We start from the raw sequence: 16,064 nt of genomic DNA on the forward strand, positions 1-16,064 counted from the left end.
GCGTCTCCGCCGACCTCTCGTGTCGTGACTCCGCCATCCCGCGATTGAAGTGCATCTCATTGGTGGACAACACACCACCAGCTATCGACCCACGAAGGAATGACGTATGGAAACCACGCTCGCCGCGCCTAGACGAACGTTGGCCCGCGACCGCATAGCAGTGTTCGCTGTCTTCGTATCGTTCGGTCTCGTGCTGGGCACGTGGGCGGCCCATCTGCCGTCCGTGAAAGCGGCCGTGGGTGCTTCATCGTCGAGCATGGGAGCGATCCTGCTCATTCTCGGCGTCGGCGCTGTTCTCGGTATGCAGGTGACCGGATACGCGGTCGACCGCTACGGCAGCGGACCGGTGGCCGCCGTAGGGGCGGTAGCGATGTCGCTGGCTGTCGTGCCTCCGCTGGTGCTGACGACATGGCTGACAGTAGCGGTTGCCGCCCTCATGTTGGGCTTCGCCGTCGGCATCAGCGAGGTGGGGATGAACGCCGCAGCGGTCGAGGTCGAACGCGACTATCAACGGCCCATCATGGCCTCGTTTCACGGAATGTTCTCCATCGGTAACGTCATCGGCGCTCTCGTCGGCGCCGCGGCATTCGCCCTGGACATCGGAGTGACCGCAACGGCGGTGGTGGTCGCCGCCCTTTCGCTGGGACTCGCAGCCGCGGCGACGCCGACCCTGTCGCGACGGCGCAGCGGCGCAAGCAGTTCCAGCAGCGACAACGACACAGTCGACGACACTGTCTCCGGCCGTGCACCCCGCCAACGGTGGCGACTGATTCTGCTGGGAACCCTTGCCTTCCTGTTGCTGCTGACCGAAGGCTCTGCAATGGACTGGAGCAGCCTGCACGCCCAACAGCACCTCGGCGGAACGTCCAGTGCCGGCGCCCTGGCATTGGCGTGCTTCGTCTCGGCCATGACGGTCGGCAGATTCACCGTCGACCGCGTCGCGGAAAGGGTCGGCCCCGTCGTGGTACTTCGCGGTGGCTCGATCCTCGCCATGGCAGGCCTCGCTGTCGTCGTTCTCTCTCCCGCACTCGCGCTGACCTGCACCGGATGGGTGCTGCTCGGCCTGGGTCTGTCCGGGTGTGTGCCACAAGTATTCACCGCAACCGGCAACCTGCAGGGAGCCTCCGCGAAAGACCTCTCCCGAGTCGTCGGTGCCGGCTACCTCGCGGTCCTCGCCGGACCCGCTGTCGTCGGGTGGCTGGCCGATATCGTGGGCCTGAACAACGCCTTCGTTCTCCCCATCGTTGCCATGGCGATCTGCCTCGGCGCAGCGAATGTCCTCGCGGCACCGAAACGCACACCCGTCTGATGCTCGTGCGCGAAGACAATCGCCGGACAGAACACGAACGGTATCGCCGAACAGCGGCGGGATGGTCCGCTGCATCCGCGGTACTGGAACTGATGTACCTGAGGCCCGGAATCACGCGCGCGTCGGCAGCGAGATACTTGAACCTCAGTACAGGAGCCGCAACGGATCTTGTCTCGTCCATGCGGTCCGCCCACCTGCTCGACGAAAGTCCCGTCGCCGAGCGCCGACGGGGTAGGCCCACGACCGAGTTGACGGCGACCGCCGCCGAGATCGGATCGGTGATCACCGCGCACCGTACCGGGCTCTCACCGCTGCACACCCCACGACGCCCCATCGGCAGACCACTCCCTGACATCGAGCAGGACCGGACCGTCTTTGCTGAGAACGCCCACGCATCGCCGGAGCTCGATTCCGGGTACTACCGCGCGGGTGTCGACGCGCGGCGGCGAGCCCACACCGCCCTGGCCGATGTCCCGGACATGGTCGACGACGTCGAGGACCGCATCGAAGCGCTCCTTCGGCGCACACTCGATCTGCTCGGCGACAAGGCCACACCCTGAGAAAACCGCGTGCCACCGACACCCAGTGCGGGAGAACTGCTGTGCAATTCCGTATTTCGTCTGTTTAAGATTTCAAGCCTGAGCAACAGTGGCTTTGCACCGGCCCGTTTAAGTTACGGCCGTCGGATTCATCTGTCAGCGGCCGACCCGACCCGCTCGCTTTTACTCGCGCGGTTCTGCCTTCGGGCTTTGTGCATCGATGAGGCGTTCGAGTTGGGCGGTGACGGCATCGAGTGGCTCGGTCGTTTTCGCGGCGCGAGCCATCAGCAATGCCCCTTCGAGGCCGGCGACGACGGTCGTCGCGCACCCGAGCGCGTCGTCGTGGTCGAGACCTTCGACTTGTTCGAGACGTTCGGCGAGAACGTGCGTCCAGGAAATGTACGCCCTGCTCGCTTCGGCTGCCGCCTCGGGAGCCTCGCGCCGGCTGATCGCCGCGGCCGCGATGACGCAGCCGCCTTCGAAGTCGGAGCTGTAGACCAAGCCCTTCCATACTTCCACGAATGCGCGTACGGGACGGTCGGCGGACATGATCGACTGGACCACCGCCGTGGTGTCGCTGCCTGCCTGCCGGGTTGCTTCGGTGACCAGATCGGCCTTGCCGGCGGGGAAGTTGATGTACAACGAACGGCGCGCAACCTTGCTTTCGGTCACGATCTCGCTAACTCCGACGCCTGCGATCCCGTAGCGGCGCACCAGTTCGATGGTGGTGCGCACGAGCTTTTCGCGCGCGGTTGACACGGGCGCTGTCCTCCTCGAAGCATGGCCGAAACGTTTCCGGGTTCAAGCTATCGGACGCGGCATACCCGTACGCGACCTCGGGTGCACCCTTGCTCCGGTAGAACGATCATGCTACTTTCGGTCTCGGCGGCTGAGCCCCAAGCATCCCATCGTGGCCTCTGGTTCTGCGTCGTCTGTCAAACATGCTCCTGTGCAGAGAAATCGAACGATCATGACTGTTCGGCATCTCAATTGCGGACCGTTGAATCCGCCATCGCAGCGACTCGTCGAAGGCGGCGGCAGCATCGCGCGCCGGGGTAGAGCGGTCTGTCATTGCTTGCTCATCGACGCCGACGTCGGGTTGGTGCTCGTCGACACCGGGCTCGCTGCAACCGAACTCCTTCATCCGCGGCGCACGCTCGGTATCGATGTCGCATTCCTCCTCGCGCCCACAGCCGACGCGGCGGCGACAGCGAAACGGCAGGTCATAGCCTCCGGGTTCGACCCCTCCGAAGTCCGACACATCTACATGACTCACCTCGATGTCGACTACCGCGCAGGCCTGTCGGACTTCCCCGACGCCGCAGTGCACATACACGACACCGAACTGGCGAGTGCGCACGGCCCGCGCACGATCATGGAGCGGCGTAGGTACCGAGGCGGTTGGATCGAAGATCCGCATTGGATTACTCACCAACCAACCGGAGAGCAATGGTTCGGCCTGCCCGTTCTGCATGAATTCGAGCACTCGGGCCCCAGAATCGTCATGGTCGAACTACCGGGACATTCACGCGGGCACAGCGGCGTCGCCGTACAGACAGTCGAAGCCGACGGCAGCCTCCGCTGGCTGCTCCACGCAGTGAGCTGTTCGTGACCAGCAAGCTCGCAAATGCCCACCACGGGTACGAGTCGGCCCTGCGCGCCTATGACAGGACTCGGGCTGTATGTCCAGACGTGGCGCGCTCTCGAAGCACTTGCTCGACACCGGCGCAGTACGTGCGATCGGAGTATCGAACTTCAAGCCCGCTCACCTCGACACGCTGATCGACGCCACCGAGATCGTGCCTGCGGTCAATCAAATCGAACTCAACCCGCTTACCAATCGACGCGACTCGCGCAACCACCACATTTCGAATAGGCATCATCACCGAGTCATAGAGCCCCCTCGGCCCCGGATCGGGCCTGCTCAGCGAGCCGGTGATCCGGCGACTCGCAGCAGAGTACGAGAAAAGTCCTGGCCAGATCGTATTGCGATGGCATATCGAGCTGGGCTTGATAGCCACGCCGAAGTCGGCAACTCCTCAGCGCGTCGCCGAAAACATCGAGATCTTCGATTTCGAGATGACGGATTCGGATGTGCACGCGATCAGTGCACTCGATAACGGGAGCCGTCCAGGCCGTGGATTCGGACCAGCCGCTCTCGCCGCCACCCGGTGTGGTCTCCTGAATCGATTCCCGTCTCAATCATTCTGTGGCACTAGCGATCTGCGGAAACTAGTCAGCCATCGACGCCGAGCAGTGTTGTGCGCACATGGCGAAGATGCTCACGCATCGCCTCGCTGGCCGCAGCGGGGTCCCTGTCCTCGAGGGCAGCGACGATGGCTTTGTGTTCGGTGCAGTAACACTGCTTCAGTTCCGGATTGAAGCTCCGGCGTTTGAGCGAGCCCCAGATCGGCTGGCTACGGCTGTCGATGAGCAGTTTGCTGACCCCGATCAGCACCATATTGTGAGTGGCGAGCGCAAAACTGTGATGCAACAACGTATCCCAGCGCTCGAACTCCTCCGACGTGGTTGCGTCGTGACCGCCGCGAAGGCAGCGATGCATCTCGTCGATGTCGGCCCGGGTCGCAGCATTGACCGCCAGCGGGAGGAGTTCAGGTTCGAGCACGAAACGGGATGCCATGATCTCGGCCGGACTCGGATGATCGGCCACCTCGAGCTCGGTCGAGGCGCGAGGTGTCAGGAACGTTCCGCGGCCGACGTGACGAACTACAGCGCCCCGCTCTTCGAGCGTATCCAGAGCTGCGCGGACCACTGCGCGGCTCACCCCAGCGGAGGCGGAGAGATCCCGCTCGGTCGGCAGCTTGTCACCGGGACCGAGGCCACCGTCTGCGACCAGTCCATCGATGAACCGAAGAGTGGCCGCATGAGGACCGACTGCCAGCGTCACAACAACCTCCCACCTGTAGCCATACCAATGTGAACCAATATTAGCCGATGAACCTCCTGTGAGGGCGGCGCTTGGAATTGCAAGCAAGTGTTGACGGTCACAGTTTCTCGATCTATCGTAACCAATACGGACCGAATAACAATTTGGTTCACATTGGTTTGGGAGGCTCAGTGCGATTCGCACGAATTCAGACAGAAACCGGCGCACAGATCTGCGCCGTCGACGAGAACGGGGCTGCCCGCGCAGTCCGATTCGCCAATACCGGCAAATCCATCACCACGCTGCAGCAGGTCATCGACGCAGGCTCGGCCGCCACGGACCGACTGACTGCGGCCACAGCAGCCGAGGGGGGCAAGCTCCTCGCCCCGATCGTCCCCCACCGCAACGTGTTCTGCGTCGGCCGCAACTACAGCGAGCACGCAGCCGAGTTCGCCAAGAGCGGCTTCGACGCAACCGGATCCGCTGATGGACAGCACGTTCCCCAGCATCCAGTGGTGTTCACCAAACCGGCCGCGACGGTCATCGCCTCGGGCGATGCGATCGATCCCCACACCGATATCACCTCCGCGCTCGATTACGAGGGCGAGATCGGCGTCATCATCGGCAAACGCGCATCCAAGGTGAGCAAAGAGGACGCCCTGGACTACGTCTGGGGTTACACCCTGATCAACGACATGACTGCTCGCGACCTACAGCGTGATCACAAGCAGTGGTTCATCGGCAAGTCGCTCGACACGTTCTGCCCGCTCGGACCGTGGGCAGTGACCGCCGATGAAATCGACATCGACGACCTGCAGCTGCAGACTCGCATCAACGGCGAGCTCCGCCAGGACACCAACACCTCGCAACTGATCTTCGACGTCCCCACGATCATCGAAACCCTCACCGCAGGAATCACTCTCGAAGCCGGTGACGTCATCGCAACCGGAACTCCGGTCGGTGTCGGAATCGGCTTCGACCCACCGAAGTACCTCGTCCCCGGGGACGAGGTCGTCATCTCTGCACCGGGACTCGGTGAACTGCGCAATGTCATCGGCGAACCCAGCGACCCCGATCATCTCGTCGCGGCAGGCACCAGCCGGTTGTTTGTCGAGAAGACCGGCACCGGCCCCGCCGTTGTGCTCATCCATGGTCTCGGCGGATCCACCACTGTCTACGAACCGCAGGTTGCCGCTCTCGCCGAAACGCACACCGTGCTGCGGTACGACTTGTCCGGACACGGTCGTTCACCCGTCGCCGGCCCCAACTCGATCACGGGGTGGGTCGAGGAACTCAAAGCCCTGCTCGACGCCGAGGGCATCGAGCAGGCAGCACTGGTGGCGCATTCGATGGGGACTCTCGTGGCGGCGACCTTCGCTGCGACTTACCCGGACCGCGTCAGCAAGCTCGCTCTGCTCGGCCCGGTCAAGGCACAACCAGACGCCGCCAAGACTGCGACCCGGGCACGCGCGCGCACCGTACGTGAAGGGGGAATGTCTGCTGTCGCCGACACCATTCTCGGTGCGGCACTGTCGTCGACCACACACGAGAGCAAGCCGGTCACCGTTGCGGCAGTTCGTGAATTGCTCCTCGGCCAGGACCCCGCAGGCTATGCCTTTGCCTGCGAAGCACTCGCTGCGGCCGAGAACCCGGACTTCGCGTCGATCTCCGTCCCGGTCCTGCTGTTGACCGGAGACGGCGACAAGGTCAGCCCGGTCGCGGTCAACGAAGAATTGCTCGGAAGTTACCCCAGTGCCCAACTCAACGTTCTCGAGGGCGTCGGACATTGGCACTCGCTCGAAGACCCCGCTTCGGTCACCCACCGGCTCCAGGATTTCCTGGTCAAGCCCTGATTTACTCAGAAAGGAGATCCGACAATGACGTCGTCACCGTCCACGGATCAGGCAGTTCTCTTCACCAACGTACGAATTTTCGATTCCTCCGGCTCCGACCCGTTCGAGGGAGAGGTCCTCGTTCACGGCGAACGTATCGTCGAGGTCCGCAAGGGAGCCGGCGATCTACCGCAAGACGGTGCTCGGGTCGTCGACGGGCAGGGCAAGTTTCTGATGTCCGGTCTCTGCGATGCACACACCCACTTCTCCTGGGTCAACTCCGCTGATCTGCCCGGCCTGGGCACCATGGGCGTCGAGGAACACACGTTGTTGTGCGCTCGCTCGGCGCAGACGTACATCGACTCCGGCTACACCATGTGCGTCGGTGCTGCTGCGGCAAAGCCGCGCCTGGACGTGGTGATCCGCAACGCCATCAACGACGGTCAGATCCCCGGTCCGCGTTACCTGGCGAACTGTCAGGAAATCGCTGTCACCGGTGGTGCATTGGTCGATGGCATCACCGCCTTCGCCGACGGACCCGAGGAAATGCGCAAACAGGTACGTCGCAACGTCGAAATGGGCGCGGACCTGGTCAAGCTGTCGATGTCCGGTGAAGAGATCACCGGCAATCAGCACGCCGAGGACAACTACTTCTCCGACGAAGAGACCCTCGCCGCTGTCACCGAAGCTCATCGCCGCGGGCTCCGTGTCTGCTCCCATGCGCGGTCGGGTGAATCGGTGAAGATGTCACTGCGCAACGGTGTCGACATCATCTACCACGCCTCGTTCATCGACGACGAAGGTCTAGATATGCTCGAAGAGCAGAAAGACCGAGTATTCGTCGCACCCGGATTGAATTGGCTCGTAGCTACTTTGCAGGATGCAGCCGCGTTCGGCTATCCACCGGAGGCCGCCGAAGCAGCGGGGTACAAGCACGAACTCGAATGCGCTATCGACGGGTTGAAGAAGATGAAGGAGCGCGGTATCCGTGTTCTACCCGGTGGTGACTACGGATTTGCGTGGACACCGCACGGCACGTACGCCCGCGATTTGGCGCACTTCGTCAACCTTCTCGGCTACACGACGAAGGAAACGTTGCTCGCTGCCACTGCGCTCGGCGGCCAGATCATGCGTATGCCCGACGATCTCGGTCAGGTTGCGCCCGGTTTCTACGCCGACCTGATCCTCATCGACGGTGATCCGCTCGAGGACATCACAGTTCTGCAAGATCAGTCCAAAATCGTCGGCATCATGAAAGGTGGTCGCTTCCACAAAGATCCGACCAACGGCATCGAAGCACGGCCACGCGAGCTGGACGAAATTCACCGCGGGTCGCCCGTTCCCGCCTGACACTCGACAGCAACAACCAGAGCAGAGAACAGGACGGCACCGTACGGTCGGCTGTAGCCGCAAGGCGTGCACACAGCGCCAGAAAGCCTCCCCGCAAGGTTCCTGTGTCGATCTCGTCCGAGTCGACGCGCTGCGTCGAACCTGCCTTGGCAGCTGCGATCACCATGTCGCACTGGGTCTTCCAGCGTCGGTGCAGAGTTGCTGTACCGACGCTGGACTGGACGTGCGCCCCCTCTGATGTCACCGCGTCGTAACCCACTTCACCCAGCAGCCCGATCACTGCGTTCAGGATTTTTGCCTCCCGTTCCACGCCAAGAACTCGCCGACTACGACATGGCGTTGAACAACCACAAGAAGTTAGGGACCCTCACATACTGGCCATTTAGACGTAGGAGCCGGCAGCACGGATTCGAGCGGGAGGTTCTGACCTGCAACAGAAATGAGGTAGCCGAGCTGGTCACGCGTCTCGGTTAGTGCCTGAATCTGCTCATTGATACGGCCGTGCTCGGCCGTCATGATCGCGAGGAACTCCGCGGTGGCCTGCGCTGTCGGAGTGTCGACACACGGCGACATCGACGCAATCACCGTACTCGACAGACCTGCTGAAGACAGCTGCCGCAACAGCCGGACTCTGCCCACCGCGTCCCGCCCGTAGATGCGATGTGGACCGGCAGTGCTGCGTTGCGCGTCCAGTTGACCATGCAGCGTCCCGCCAGCGAACACACCCATCGCCGCCTACCGAGATACGATGCGGCTGCTGCTGGCATTCATCGAACAACGGACCCACCGAGCCCCGTCACGGCTGGACTGGACCGATCTCGACGCCGACGCGATCTGCGCGTTCCTCGATCACCTCGAGACCGCGCTGGATGCGGAAATGACCGAGCATCTCGGCTACGAGAGACACGACGCAGCCGGCCGCGGCAGCGGCAACTCTCGCAACGGCACCCGGCCGAAGACGGTGCTCACCGAGATCGGACCTGTGGAGATCAATGTCCCGAGGGACCTCGACTCGTCGTTCGCGCCGCAGATCGTCAAGAAACGACAACGCCGCCTGACAGGTATCGACGAAATCGTATTGTCGCTTACTGCAAAGGGATTGACGACAGGTGAAGTGTCCGCGCACTTTCAGGACATCTATGGTGCGACGGTATTGAAAGGCACCATCTCCCGCATCAACGACAAAGTCGTCGGGGAGATGACCGAGTGGCAGAACCGTCCACTCGAGCGTGAGCAGATTCCATCGGTCGAAGCGAATCCTTTCCCGAGAGGATTTCGATGCCCCGGTATGCGTGGAACAAGTCACCACAGCAGAGCAAGCGCCGTTACTTCGAGTTGATCAGAGAGGGCCTGTCGGGGTCGAAGGCTTCGGCGATGGTGGGCGTGTCGCTGAGCTGTGGATCGTTGTGGTTCATCGACGCTGGCAGTGTGTCCTACGTCGAGAGCCCGATCAGTAGCCGATACTTCAACCAAGACGATCGCATCGAGATCGCTGATGGCCTGGCCCGCAAGGAGCCGGTCAAGTCGATTGCCGAACGCATCGGCAAATCCTTCCAGTCGGTGTACAAGGAAATCGCACGCAATCGAAAACCCGATGGTCGCTACCAACCGTGGTTCGCTCACAACCAGGCCTATCAACGTCGACGACGCCCGAAAGTGCGTGTCTTCGCTCGCGATGACGCACTCCGTCTGCTCGTCGCCGACAAGCTCAGTCAACGCTGGTCACCGGCCCAGATCAGCCGATGGTTGCGGCGACGCTACCCCCGTAATGCAGCGTGGCACGTGTGCGTGGAGACGATCTACGAAGCGGTGTACCGCGGACTGGTTCTTGCTGCGACAGGTGGGTCCTTACGTACCGGCCGAACCTATCGACGCCGCCGCGGACGTGGGCGCTCGAAGGACGGTTCGCTCAAGCAGTCAACGAAAATGACGCCTATCGCGCAACGTCCAGCCCACGTGGAATCACGTCGTCAGGTCGGTCATATCGAGGGCGACCTCATCATCGGCGCCGGCCAGAGATCGGCGATCGCAACACTCGTCGAGCGCAAGACGAGATTGACGATCCTGGTCGGCATCCACGGTGGCCACACCGCCCAGTCCGTCGGGGATGCCCTCATCGATCGTTTCACGCGGATGCCCGTCGCGCTGCGGCGCTCGCTGACCTGGGATCAGGGCAACGAGATGTTTCATCACGAGCGGATCGCGTCCGCTACCGGCCTGAAAATTTACTTCGCCGATCCTCACTCACCGTGGCAACGAGGCACGAACGAGAATACGAATGGGCTTTTGCGGCAGTACTTCCCGAAGGGAACCGACTTGAACCACTGGACCCAAGATCAGCTCGACGAAATCGCCAACGAACTCAACGACCGTCCGAGGTTATGCCTCAACGACCTCACACCGAACCAAGCTGTGCGACGATGGTGGAACCAAGACCGCTATCCCGAGATTCGCCACGATTAGTGGAATCCGCCGTGTGTATACGGTGATCTTCATCGACGCCGTGCACGTCAAAGTCCGCGACGGTCAGGTCACCAACCGGCCCATGTATGTCGCGATCGGCGTGACGGTCAACGGCGAACGCGACATCCTGGGGATCTGGGCCGGCGAGGGTGGCGAAGGCGCAAAGTTCTGGCTGGCGGTGCTCACCGAGATCAAGAACCGCGGTGTCGCCGATGTCTGCATCGTGGTGTGCGACGGGCTAAAAGGGCTGCCGGACGCGATCAATACCGTCTGGGAGTTGGCGGTGGTGCAGACCTGCATTATTCACCTCATACGCAACACCTTTCGGTTCGCGTCGCGGAAGTACTGGGATGAGATGGCGCGTGATCTGCGGCCGGTGTACACAGCTTCATTGGAGTCGGCGGCGAAGGAACGGTTCACGGAGTTCGCCGGAGAGTGGGGTGGTCAGTATCCGGCGATCGTCAACATGTGGGACAACGCGTGGAGTGAGTTCGTGCCCTTCTTGGACTACGACGTCGAGATCAGGCGGGTGATCTGCGAGGGCCGTTGCGATCGAGTCCGTCAACGCCCGCTGCCGGCGTTCTGTGCGGGCTCGTGGGCACTTCCCGACCGAGCAAGCGGCGCTCAAGTGCCTATATCTGGCGACGCGTGCTCTGGACCCCACCGGGAAAGGTAAGCCCGCAATGGGCAATGAGGTGGAGCCAGCGCTGAACGCGTTTGCGATCACCTTCGAAGGACGCATCACCCCGAACGGTAACTAACCGGCGCCGAGATCGGATTCACCGTTAATCGGACACTCCTCCCAGGCTAGTTCATATCAGGGTGACCGTCAGCGTGGGTCGCGCGTTGTACGGCTGTACCCGGTGAGGACGGTCAGCGAGATGTCCCGCCGCGATCGATGCGGTGACCACCGTGGCCGACACGGTGCTTTATGCTGCAAAGTCTTACATCCGTGATCGGGCCGCGTGCGCTCCACCTCTGAAATGGAATGATAAGGCGAAGAACTGACGGCGTGGGTGTCGGGTCCAAAGTGCCGCCGATGCAACATCCGAACCTAGTTTCGATTGCAAGTCTGACCAAGCTCACACAGAAAGATACGAATTCGTACCTCGTAGACGTCGCAACGCGACGTCCGGTTGCACTTGCCTTCTTACCGTTCAACCTCCGTCAGACCGATAGAAGAGCAGAGGCGCCCCAAACCTTCCAATCCGAACACCTGCAGGGGGCCTCTGACCCCCGGCGTGTGAGTGCGATGCGAGAAGTCGTCAGCTGCGGTGGCGATCAGTTCGGCTGTGAGGGTGTAGATACTCGGCCCTTCCAGATGGATTTCCGAGAGAACTCGATCCGCTTCATCGGAGAGCTCCGCCACCACATGGGTGCGGGTTTTCGCACGCTCGGCCGCGTCAGGCCCACCCGGGGCACCGGCGCTGCGTGTGCCGATCCATTCGATGGCGCGGCGGCCGTGAGACAATCGGCCGAGCAAGTTGGCAACGGTCGACGTGATCTGTATCGCGCGTGACAACGGCGGGAACCATCCGTTGTAAACCTCGATAGTGGACAAGGTCCTGAAGTCGTGTGGAAGAAAGAGAACTTCGGTTCCGGAAGCGAGAAAGCCGCGCTGACGCCTGCCTCGGATTGCGAAGGCGTGTGTGGTGCTGGCAGCGCGAACGATTGAGGTTCGGCCGTCTCGGCGAACGGCCACGGGGATTAGGAGGCCATCTGCCATGGTCGCGCGTGTTCCAGAGCTCAATCCTCTGCGGCCGACGGGTCCCGTTGCGAAATAACCGATCCGCAGCGTCAGGTCTTGGGTATCGTGACCCGTTGCTGCCAACGCTCCCGCCAGTACACCAGGGACGAAGTCGTAGCCGAACGCCGGAAGCAAGACGGAACCCGACGAACGCGACTTCTCATGGAGGCGTGCATGCAAGTCCCGGACGAATCCGACTTCGCCGGACGAATCAATATAGTGTGCTCCCACCTCGGCCGCAGTCTCAGCGACGCCGAACCCCAGCCGCTCGAAGGGGCCCACCGTCGAGATCAGGATGTCCCCCGCCGTGAGAGTGGCCCGGAGCGAACTGAGGTCGGAACTGTCGACCCGCCTGTGGTCGAGGCCGCCATGCCGGGCACCGACCTGTTCGAGCGCGGCAGTACGTCTACCCAACAAAACTGGTCGGTGCCCACGGCTGACAAGAGCCTGCGTGACCAGCCTTCCGGTGTAGCCGGTCGCCCCGAGGATGAGAATGTTTCCCATTCTAGTCTCCATCTCGATTAGCGAATATCGTCGAGCAGCACGTACGTCGAGGGGCCACTCAGCCGGGAAGCGCGCGTATTTCTGACCGCTTAGCTAGTGTTACCGAATCCTCGATGGTCGAACCAGGAAACCCGAAGCGCTCAATCAGTGCTTGTGCCACACCCGGCGCAGCGGCCGCGAAACTCAGACGCCGAGGCGACACGATGCGCGCGGCTCGTCGTTCTATTCCACGCGCGGTGTCCGCCACGACGGTGTCGATGTCCGCTTGCTTCCAAAGACCGCGAGTGTTGCCGTGCCACAGCCTGTCAATCGCGGGATTTTCCCATACAGCTTCCATCATGGGCGTACGGAAGAAAGTGGGATGAAGACTTCCCACCGCTATTCCATCATGACGAGTTTCGAGACGCCACGTGTCACACAGCGCCCACACGCCAGCCTTACTGGCGGGATACCCGCCTTGCAGCGGACTGTGTACGAAGGCAGCCATCGACGAAGTGGCAAGCATGTAGCCGCGCGTTCTCGCTACGTGAGGTTGGGCGGCCCGAAAAGTGCGGTAGACGCCGTTGAGATTGATGTCGATCATGGTTTCCCACTGCTCGACGTCGTCATGTGCGAGCACGCCGCCCGTCTCTCCCACGCCTGCGTTGGCGAGTACCACGTCTAGACGGCCGTACGTGTCGGCGGCACGAGCCATGGCATCCTCGAGTTGAGACGAACTGCGCACATCGGCACCGATGCCGCAGATTCGGTTCGGTGGTCCGAATTGTGCGGCAGTCTGGGCAGCCATATCGGCGTCGATGTCCAGTAAGGCCACGTGCGCCCCGCGTGTCAGCAGGGCCGGGGCGAGCGCGCGGGCCAGGCCGCCGGTGCCCCCAGTGATCGCCACTGTACGGCCGGCGAGGTTATATCGAGACACGGTCTGTCTCCTGTCATGTCGTGTGGAGGGGCGAGCTCAGGCTGGTACGTGACGCTGGAGGAAATCGAGTTGGTCAGCGACGTTTCTGTCGAAGTCCGCACCCGTGTAGATGTCGAAGTGACCCGTGTCGTGCAGCGTGACTTCTGCTCGTGGGGCCCGAGTGGCGTACCTCTGTGTGGGTAGCGCAGGTGCAACCGAGTCTTGTTCACAGATCGAAAACAAGATCGGACACCGCACTCGGTCAGTGACCAGACCCGGCCTGTGTCGGACGATGTCCAGAGCAAATCGGGCGGCAACGCGGGGAACGGGATCGGTCGGATCCGACAGCAGGGAGCGAACGCCGCCGACACTGTCCGGTGCCGTCATCAGCGCCAAGGACCCCGGCCGGCCGGCCGTCGGAATCATCACCGGAGGGCGGCCGAACCACGAGCCAACTCGGTCCACCACGCCCGCTATGGTGAGTTTGGCGGTCGAGGTCACGGAAGTGGCTGTTGCGGACGCCAAGCCGTCGGTGAAGGGGCACTGTGCGACAACAGCAGCGATGCCGCCGTCTTCGGCTGCAACGGTTATGACGTGACCGCCGCCGAACGAAGTGCCCCACAGGACGACGGCTGCTTCGTCTTGGCGCGGGAGCGCGCGAGCGAAGCGCAGGGCACCCCGCCAATCTTCGAGTTGCCTGGCAATGTCGATGACGGCACGTGGGTTGCCGGGGCTATTCCCGAAGCCCCGGTAATCGAAGACCAGGCACGAGTATCCGTGAGTGGTGAACTGTTCTGCGAACGCGTCGAGGCGCTGGTCCCGTGTTCCACCGAGTCCGTGACCCATGACGATGATCGGACTGGTCGTGAATGCGGCGTTTCGGTCCCATGGCCGGTACAGCCAGGCCGCGCACGAACCTGCGCCGGCGGTGAAGACCACCTCTTCTCGATGCATGCAAACAGCATATGGAATCGCTTCCAACTATGGAAGGGCTTACATGTATTTGGAACGACTGCTACGAGCACGCGTAGGCTCACCGCATGATGGTGGAGGTGCGATGAAGGTGATGCCGAACGCGGCGGGTCGGGCTCAGCGGCGAGCCGAGGTCACCAGAGCCACCGTATTGGGCGCGGCCCGACACGTCCTTGCGGCGAACGGCGAGCATGCGTTCACGTTGGAAGCCGTTGCGGACCGGGCCGATGTGGCAGTTCAAACCATCTACAACCGCATTGGCAACAGATCTGCTGTTCTCGTCGCTGTTGCCGAGGAAGCGCTTCTGGAGAGCCGGCAGTACATGGATGCCGCGTACATGTCGGCAGGCACGGTCGTCGAGCGGCTCAGGCGAGTCGCGGAGGCTTACGGAACGTTCGCTCGCAACAGCCCTCATGAGTTCAGAATCCTCGTCGAACCGCCGGACGAGCAGCTTGCATTGCAACATATAGCAACCGTCACACGTTCTCAGAATGCGAAGCTCGCTGCTATCCTCCGCGAGGGCATGGAGGAGGGGGTGCTCCGTTCCGATCTCGACCCAGAGCTCCTGTCGACCATGTTCGCGGCAACGTTGAACGGTCTGTTGGCTCTCGCGTGGCGCCCCGGACTGTTGCGTGCGACATCGGACGACATAGACAACCTGCTGCACGCGTATCTAGCCGCACTCACCGACGGCATGCTCACTTTGTGAGGACGACACTGTCGGTCACCGCGTCAGAGGCCGAACGCCGCCTTAATCACCCGGTCGAACGCACGGTCGGGTAACAGCCAGCGAAGAAATAACATCGGGCGGGCACCGAAACCCACCCGATATCGCGTCTTGGGATTTTGTGATCGAGCAATCTTCGTGATCTTCTTGGCGACCACGTCGGGCCCAGACGTGGTCCGGGTTCCGGGCTCGGAGCTGGCTGACAGCGACGTGCCGACGCGATTGGCAATCTCGGCATAAGCTCCGTTTTCCGACACGGCACGCAAGTTCTCGTCAGCGAGGGAGCCCCATTCCGTGCGTATCGAACCAGGTTCCACCACCACAGTTCGGATCCCGAACTGAGACGTCTCCAAGCGGAGTGCATCGCTCAGCGCCTCCACTGCGTACTTGCTCGCGTGATACCAACCGCCCAACGGAGTGACCATTTTGCCGCCCATCGAACTGACGTTGATGATGGTGCCTGAATTCTGGGACCGCATGTGTGGAAGGACGACCCTGGTGAGTTGCGCGAGGCCGAAAACATTGACATCCATCTGTCGACGGGCCTCATCCATCGAAACATCTTCGATCGCACCATATGAGCCGTACCCGGCATTGTTGACGAGAACGTCGATGCGTCCGGAGGTCTCGATAATGGTTGCCACGGCAGACCGAACGGAGATTTCATCGGTAATGTCCATCGGCAGTGCCGTGATGCCTTTGTCGAGCAATTCTGCCATTCGGTCTTTTCGACGAGCAGCGCCGTAAACGACAAAACCCGATTCTGCTAGTCGGATCGCAGTGTCGGCGCCGATGCCTGAGGATGCTCCGGTGACCAGCGCGACTTTCATTTGTGTCAT

At 62.1% G+C, this 16,064-nt stretch carries 13 protein-coding genes and 4 pseudogenes; 11 read left to right on the plus strand and 6 right to left on the minus strand.

From position 1 onward, the window contains the following. The first annotated feature begins 106 nt into the window (after nt 1–106). Together ACFULT_RS22765 and ACFULT_RS22770 are read left to right on the plus strand one after the other, a co-directional pair. Nucleotides 107–1,309, plus strand: a complete 1,203-nt coding sequence (locus ACFULT_RS22765) for an MFS transporter (RefSeq protein ID WP_378482592.1) — start codon at nt 107–109, stop codon at nt 1,307–1,309. Beyond that, on the plus strand, nt 1,309–1,869 hold the full coding sequence (locus tag ACFULT_RS22770) for a hypothetical protein (RefSeq protein ID WP_378482593.1): 561 nt from the start codon (nt 1,309–1,311) through the stop codon (nt 1,867–1,869). The genes ACFULT_RS22765 and ACFULT_RS22770 overlap by 1 nt, the downstream gene beginning before the upstream one ends. A gap of 162 nt (nt 1,870–2,031) precedes the next feature. On the opposite strand, the gene ACFULT_RS22775 is transcribed toward ACFULT_RS22770, so the two are convergent. Further along, entirely contained in the window at nt 2,032–2,607 is a 576-nt protein-coding gene (locus tag ACFULT_RS22775) for a TetR/AcrR family transcriptional regulator (RefSeq protein WP_378482594.1), read from the minus strand. A 211-nt stretch (nt 2,608–2,818) separates the two neighbouring features. On the opposite strand from ACFULT_RS22775, the gene ACFULT_RS22780 reads away from it, so the two are divergent. From ACFULT_RS22780 to ACFULT_RS22790, 3 genes and pseudogenes are all read left to right on the plus strand, one after another. Beyond that, nucleotides 2,819–3,460, plus strand: a complete 642-nt coding sequence (locus ACFULT_RS22780; RefSeq protein ID WP_378482595.1) for an MBL fold metallo-hydrolase — start codon at nt 2,819–2,821, stop codon at nt 3,458–3,460. A 70-nt stretch (nt 3,461–3,530) separates the two neighbouring features. Beyond that, nucleotides 3,531–3,644: pseudogene (locus ACFULT_RS22785) on the plus strand (hypothetical protein); the annotation flags it as partial. A gap of 139 nt (nt 3,645–3,783) precedes the next feature. Further along, nucleotides 3,784–3,906: pseudogene (locus ACFULT_RS22790) on the plus strand (aldo/keto reductase); the annotation flags it as partial. 178 nt (nt 3,907–4,084) lie between these two features. On the opposite strand, the gene ACFULT_RS22795 reads toward ACFULT_RS22790, so the two are convergent. Continuing rightward, nucleotides 4,085–4,756: a FadR/GntR family transcriptional regulator gene (locus tag ACFULT_RS22795; RefSeq protein ID WP_378482596.1), complete on the minus strand. Its 672-nt coding sequence runs from the start codon at nt 4,754–4,756 to the stop codon at nt 4,085–4,087. Between the two features lie 170 nt (nt 4,757–4,926). Between ACFULT_RS22795 and ACFULT_RS22800 the strand changes: the two genes are divergently transcribed. The 5 genes and pseudogenes from ACFULT_RS22800 to ACFULT_RS22820 all read left to right on the plus strand — a co-directional run. Then, on the plus strand, nt 4,927–6,588 hold the full coding sequence (locus tag ACFULT_RS22800) for an alpha/beta fold hydrolase (RefSeq protein ID WP_378482597.1): 1,662 nt from the start codon (nt 4,927–4,929) through the stop codon (nt 6,586–6,588). A gap of 24 nt (nt 6,589–6,612) precedes the next feature. Then, a complete protein-coding gene (locus tag ACFULT_RS22805) occupies nt 6,613–7,917 on the plus strand; it encodes an amidohydrolase family protein (RefSeq protein WP_378482598.1) in 1,305 nt (434 codons plus the stop codon). 853 nt (nt 7,918–8,770) lie between these two features. Next, nucleotides 8,771–9,145, plus strand: a pseudogene (locus tag ACFULT_RS22810) (transposase); the annotation flags it as partial. A 50-nt stretch (nt 9,146–9,195) separates the two neighbouring features. Beyond that, nucleotides 9,196–10,380, plus strand: a complete 1,185-nt coding sequence (locus ACFULT_RS22815) for an IS30 family transposase (protein WP_378482599.1) — start codon at nt 9,196–9,198, stop codon at nt 10,378–10,380. Nucleotides 10,381–10,393: 13 nt separating this feature from the next. After that, nucleotides 10,394–11,141: pseudogene (locus ACFULT_RS22820) on the plus strand (IS256 family transposase); the annotation flags it as partial. Between the two features lie 389 nt (nt 11,142–11,530). Here ACFULT_RS22820 and ACFULT_RS22825 read toward each other — a convergent pair. The 3 genes from ACFULT_RS22825 to ACFULT_RS22835 are packed head-to-tail and all read right to left on the minus strand — an operon-like array spanning nt 11,531 to nt 14,480. Further along, the gene (locus tag ACFULT_RS22825) at nt 11,531–12,643 is read right to left on the minus strand and encodes a saccharopine dehydrogenase family protein (RefSeq protein WP_378482600.1); all 1,113 of its coding nucleotides are present in this window, start codon (nt 12,641–12,643) and stop codon (nt 11,531–11,533) included. Nucleotides 12,644–12,689: 46 nt separating this feature from the next. After that, a complete protein-coding gene (locus ACFULT_RS22830; protein ID WP_378482601.1) occupies nt 12,690–13,547 on the minus strand; it encodes an SDR family NAD(P)-dependent oxidoreductase in 858 nt (285 codons plus the stop codon). A gap of 36 nt (nt 13,548–13,583) precedes the next feature. Then, nucleotides 13,584–14,480: an alpha/beta hydrolase gene (locus ACFULT_RS22835; protein WP_378482602.1), complete on the minus strand. Its 897-nt coding sequence runs from the start codon at nt 14,478–14,480 to the stop codon at nt 13,584–13,586. Nucleotides 14,481–14,583: 103 nt separating this feature from the next. On the opposite strand from ACFULT_RS22835, the gene ACFULT_RS22840 reads away from it, so the two are divergent. Next, on the plus strand, nt 14,584–15,207 hold the full coding sequence (locus ACFULT_RS22840; RefSeq protein ID WP_378482603.1) for a TetR/AcrR family transcriptional regulator: 624 nt from the start codon (nt 14,584–14,586) through the stop codon (nt 15,205–15,207). A 23-nt stretch (nt 15,208–15,230) separates the two neighbouring features. Here ACFULT_RS22840 and ACFULT_RS22845 read toward each other — a convergent pair whose 3' ends face one another. Continuing rightward, a complete protein-coding gene (locus tag ACFULT_RS22845; RefSeq protein WP_378482604.1) occupies nt 15,231–16,064 on the minus strand; it encodes an oxidoreductase in 834 nt (277 codons plus the stop codon).

The sequence above is a fragment of the Rhodococcus sp. NPDC057297 genome (assembly GCF_042667435.1).
GTDB lineage: Bacteria > Actinomycetota > Actinomycetes > Mycobacteriales > Mycobacteriaceae > Rhodococcoides.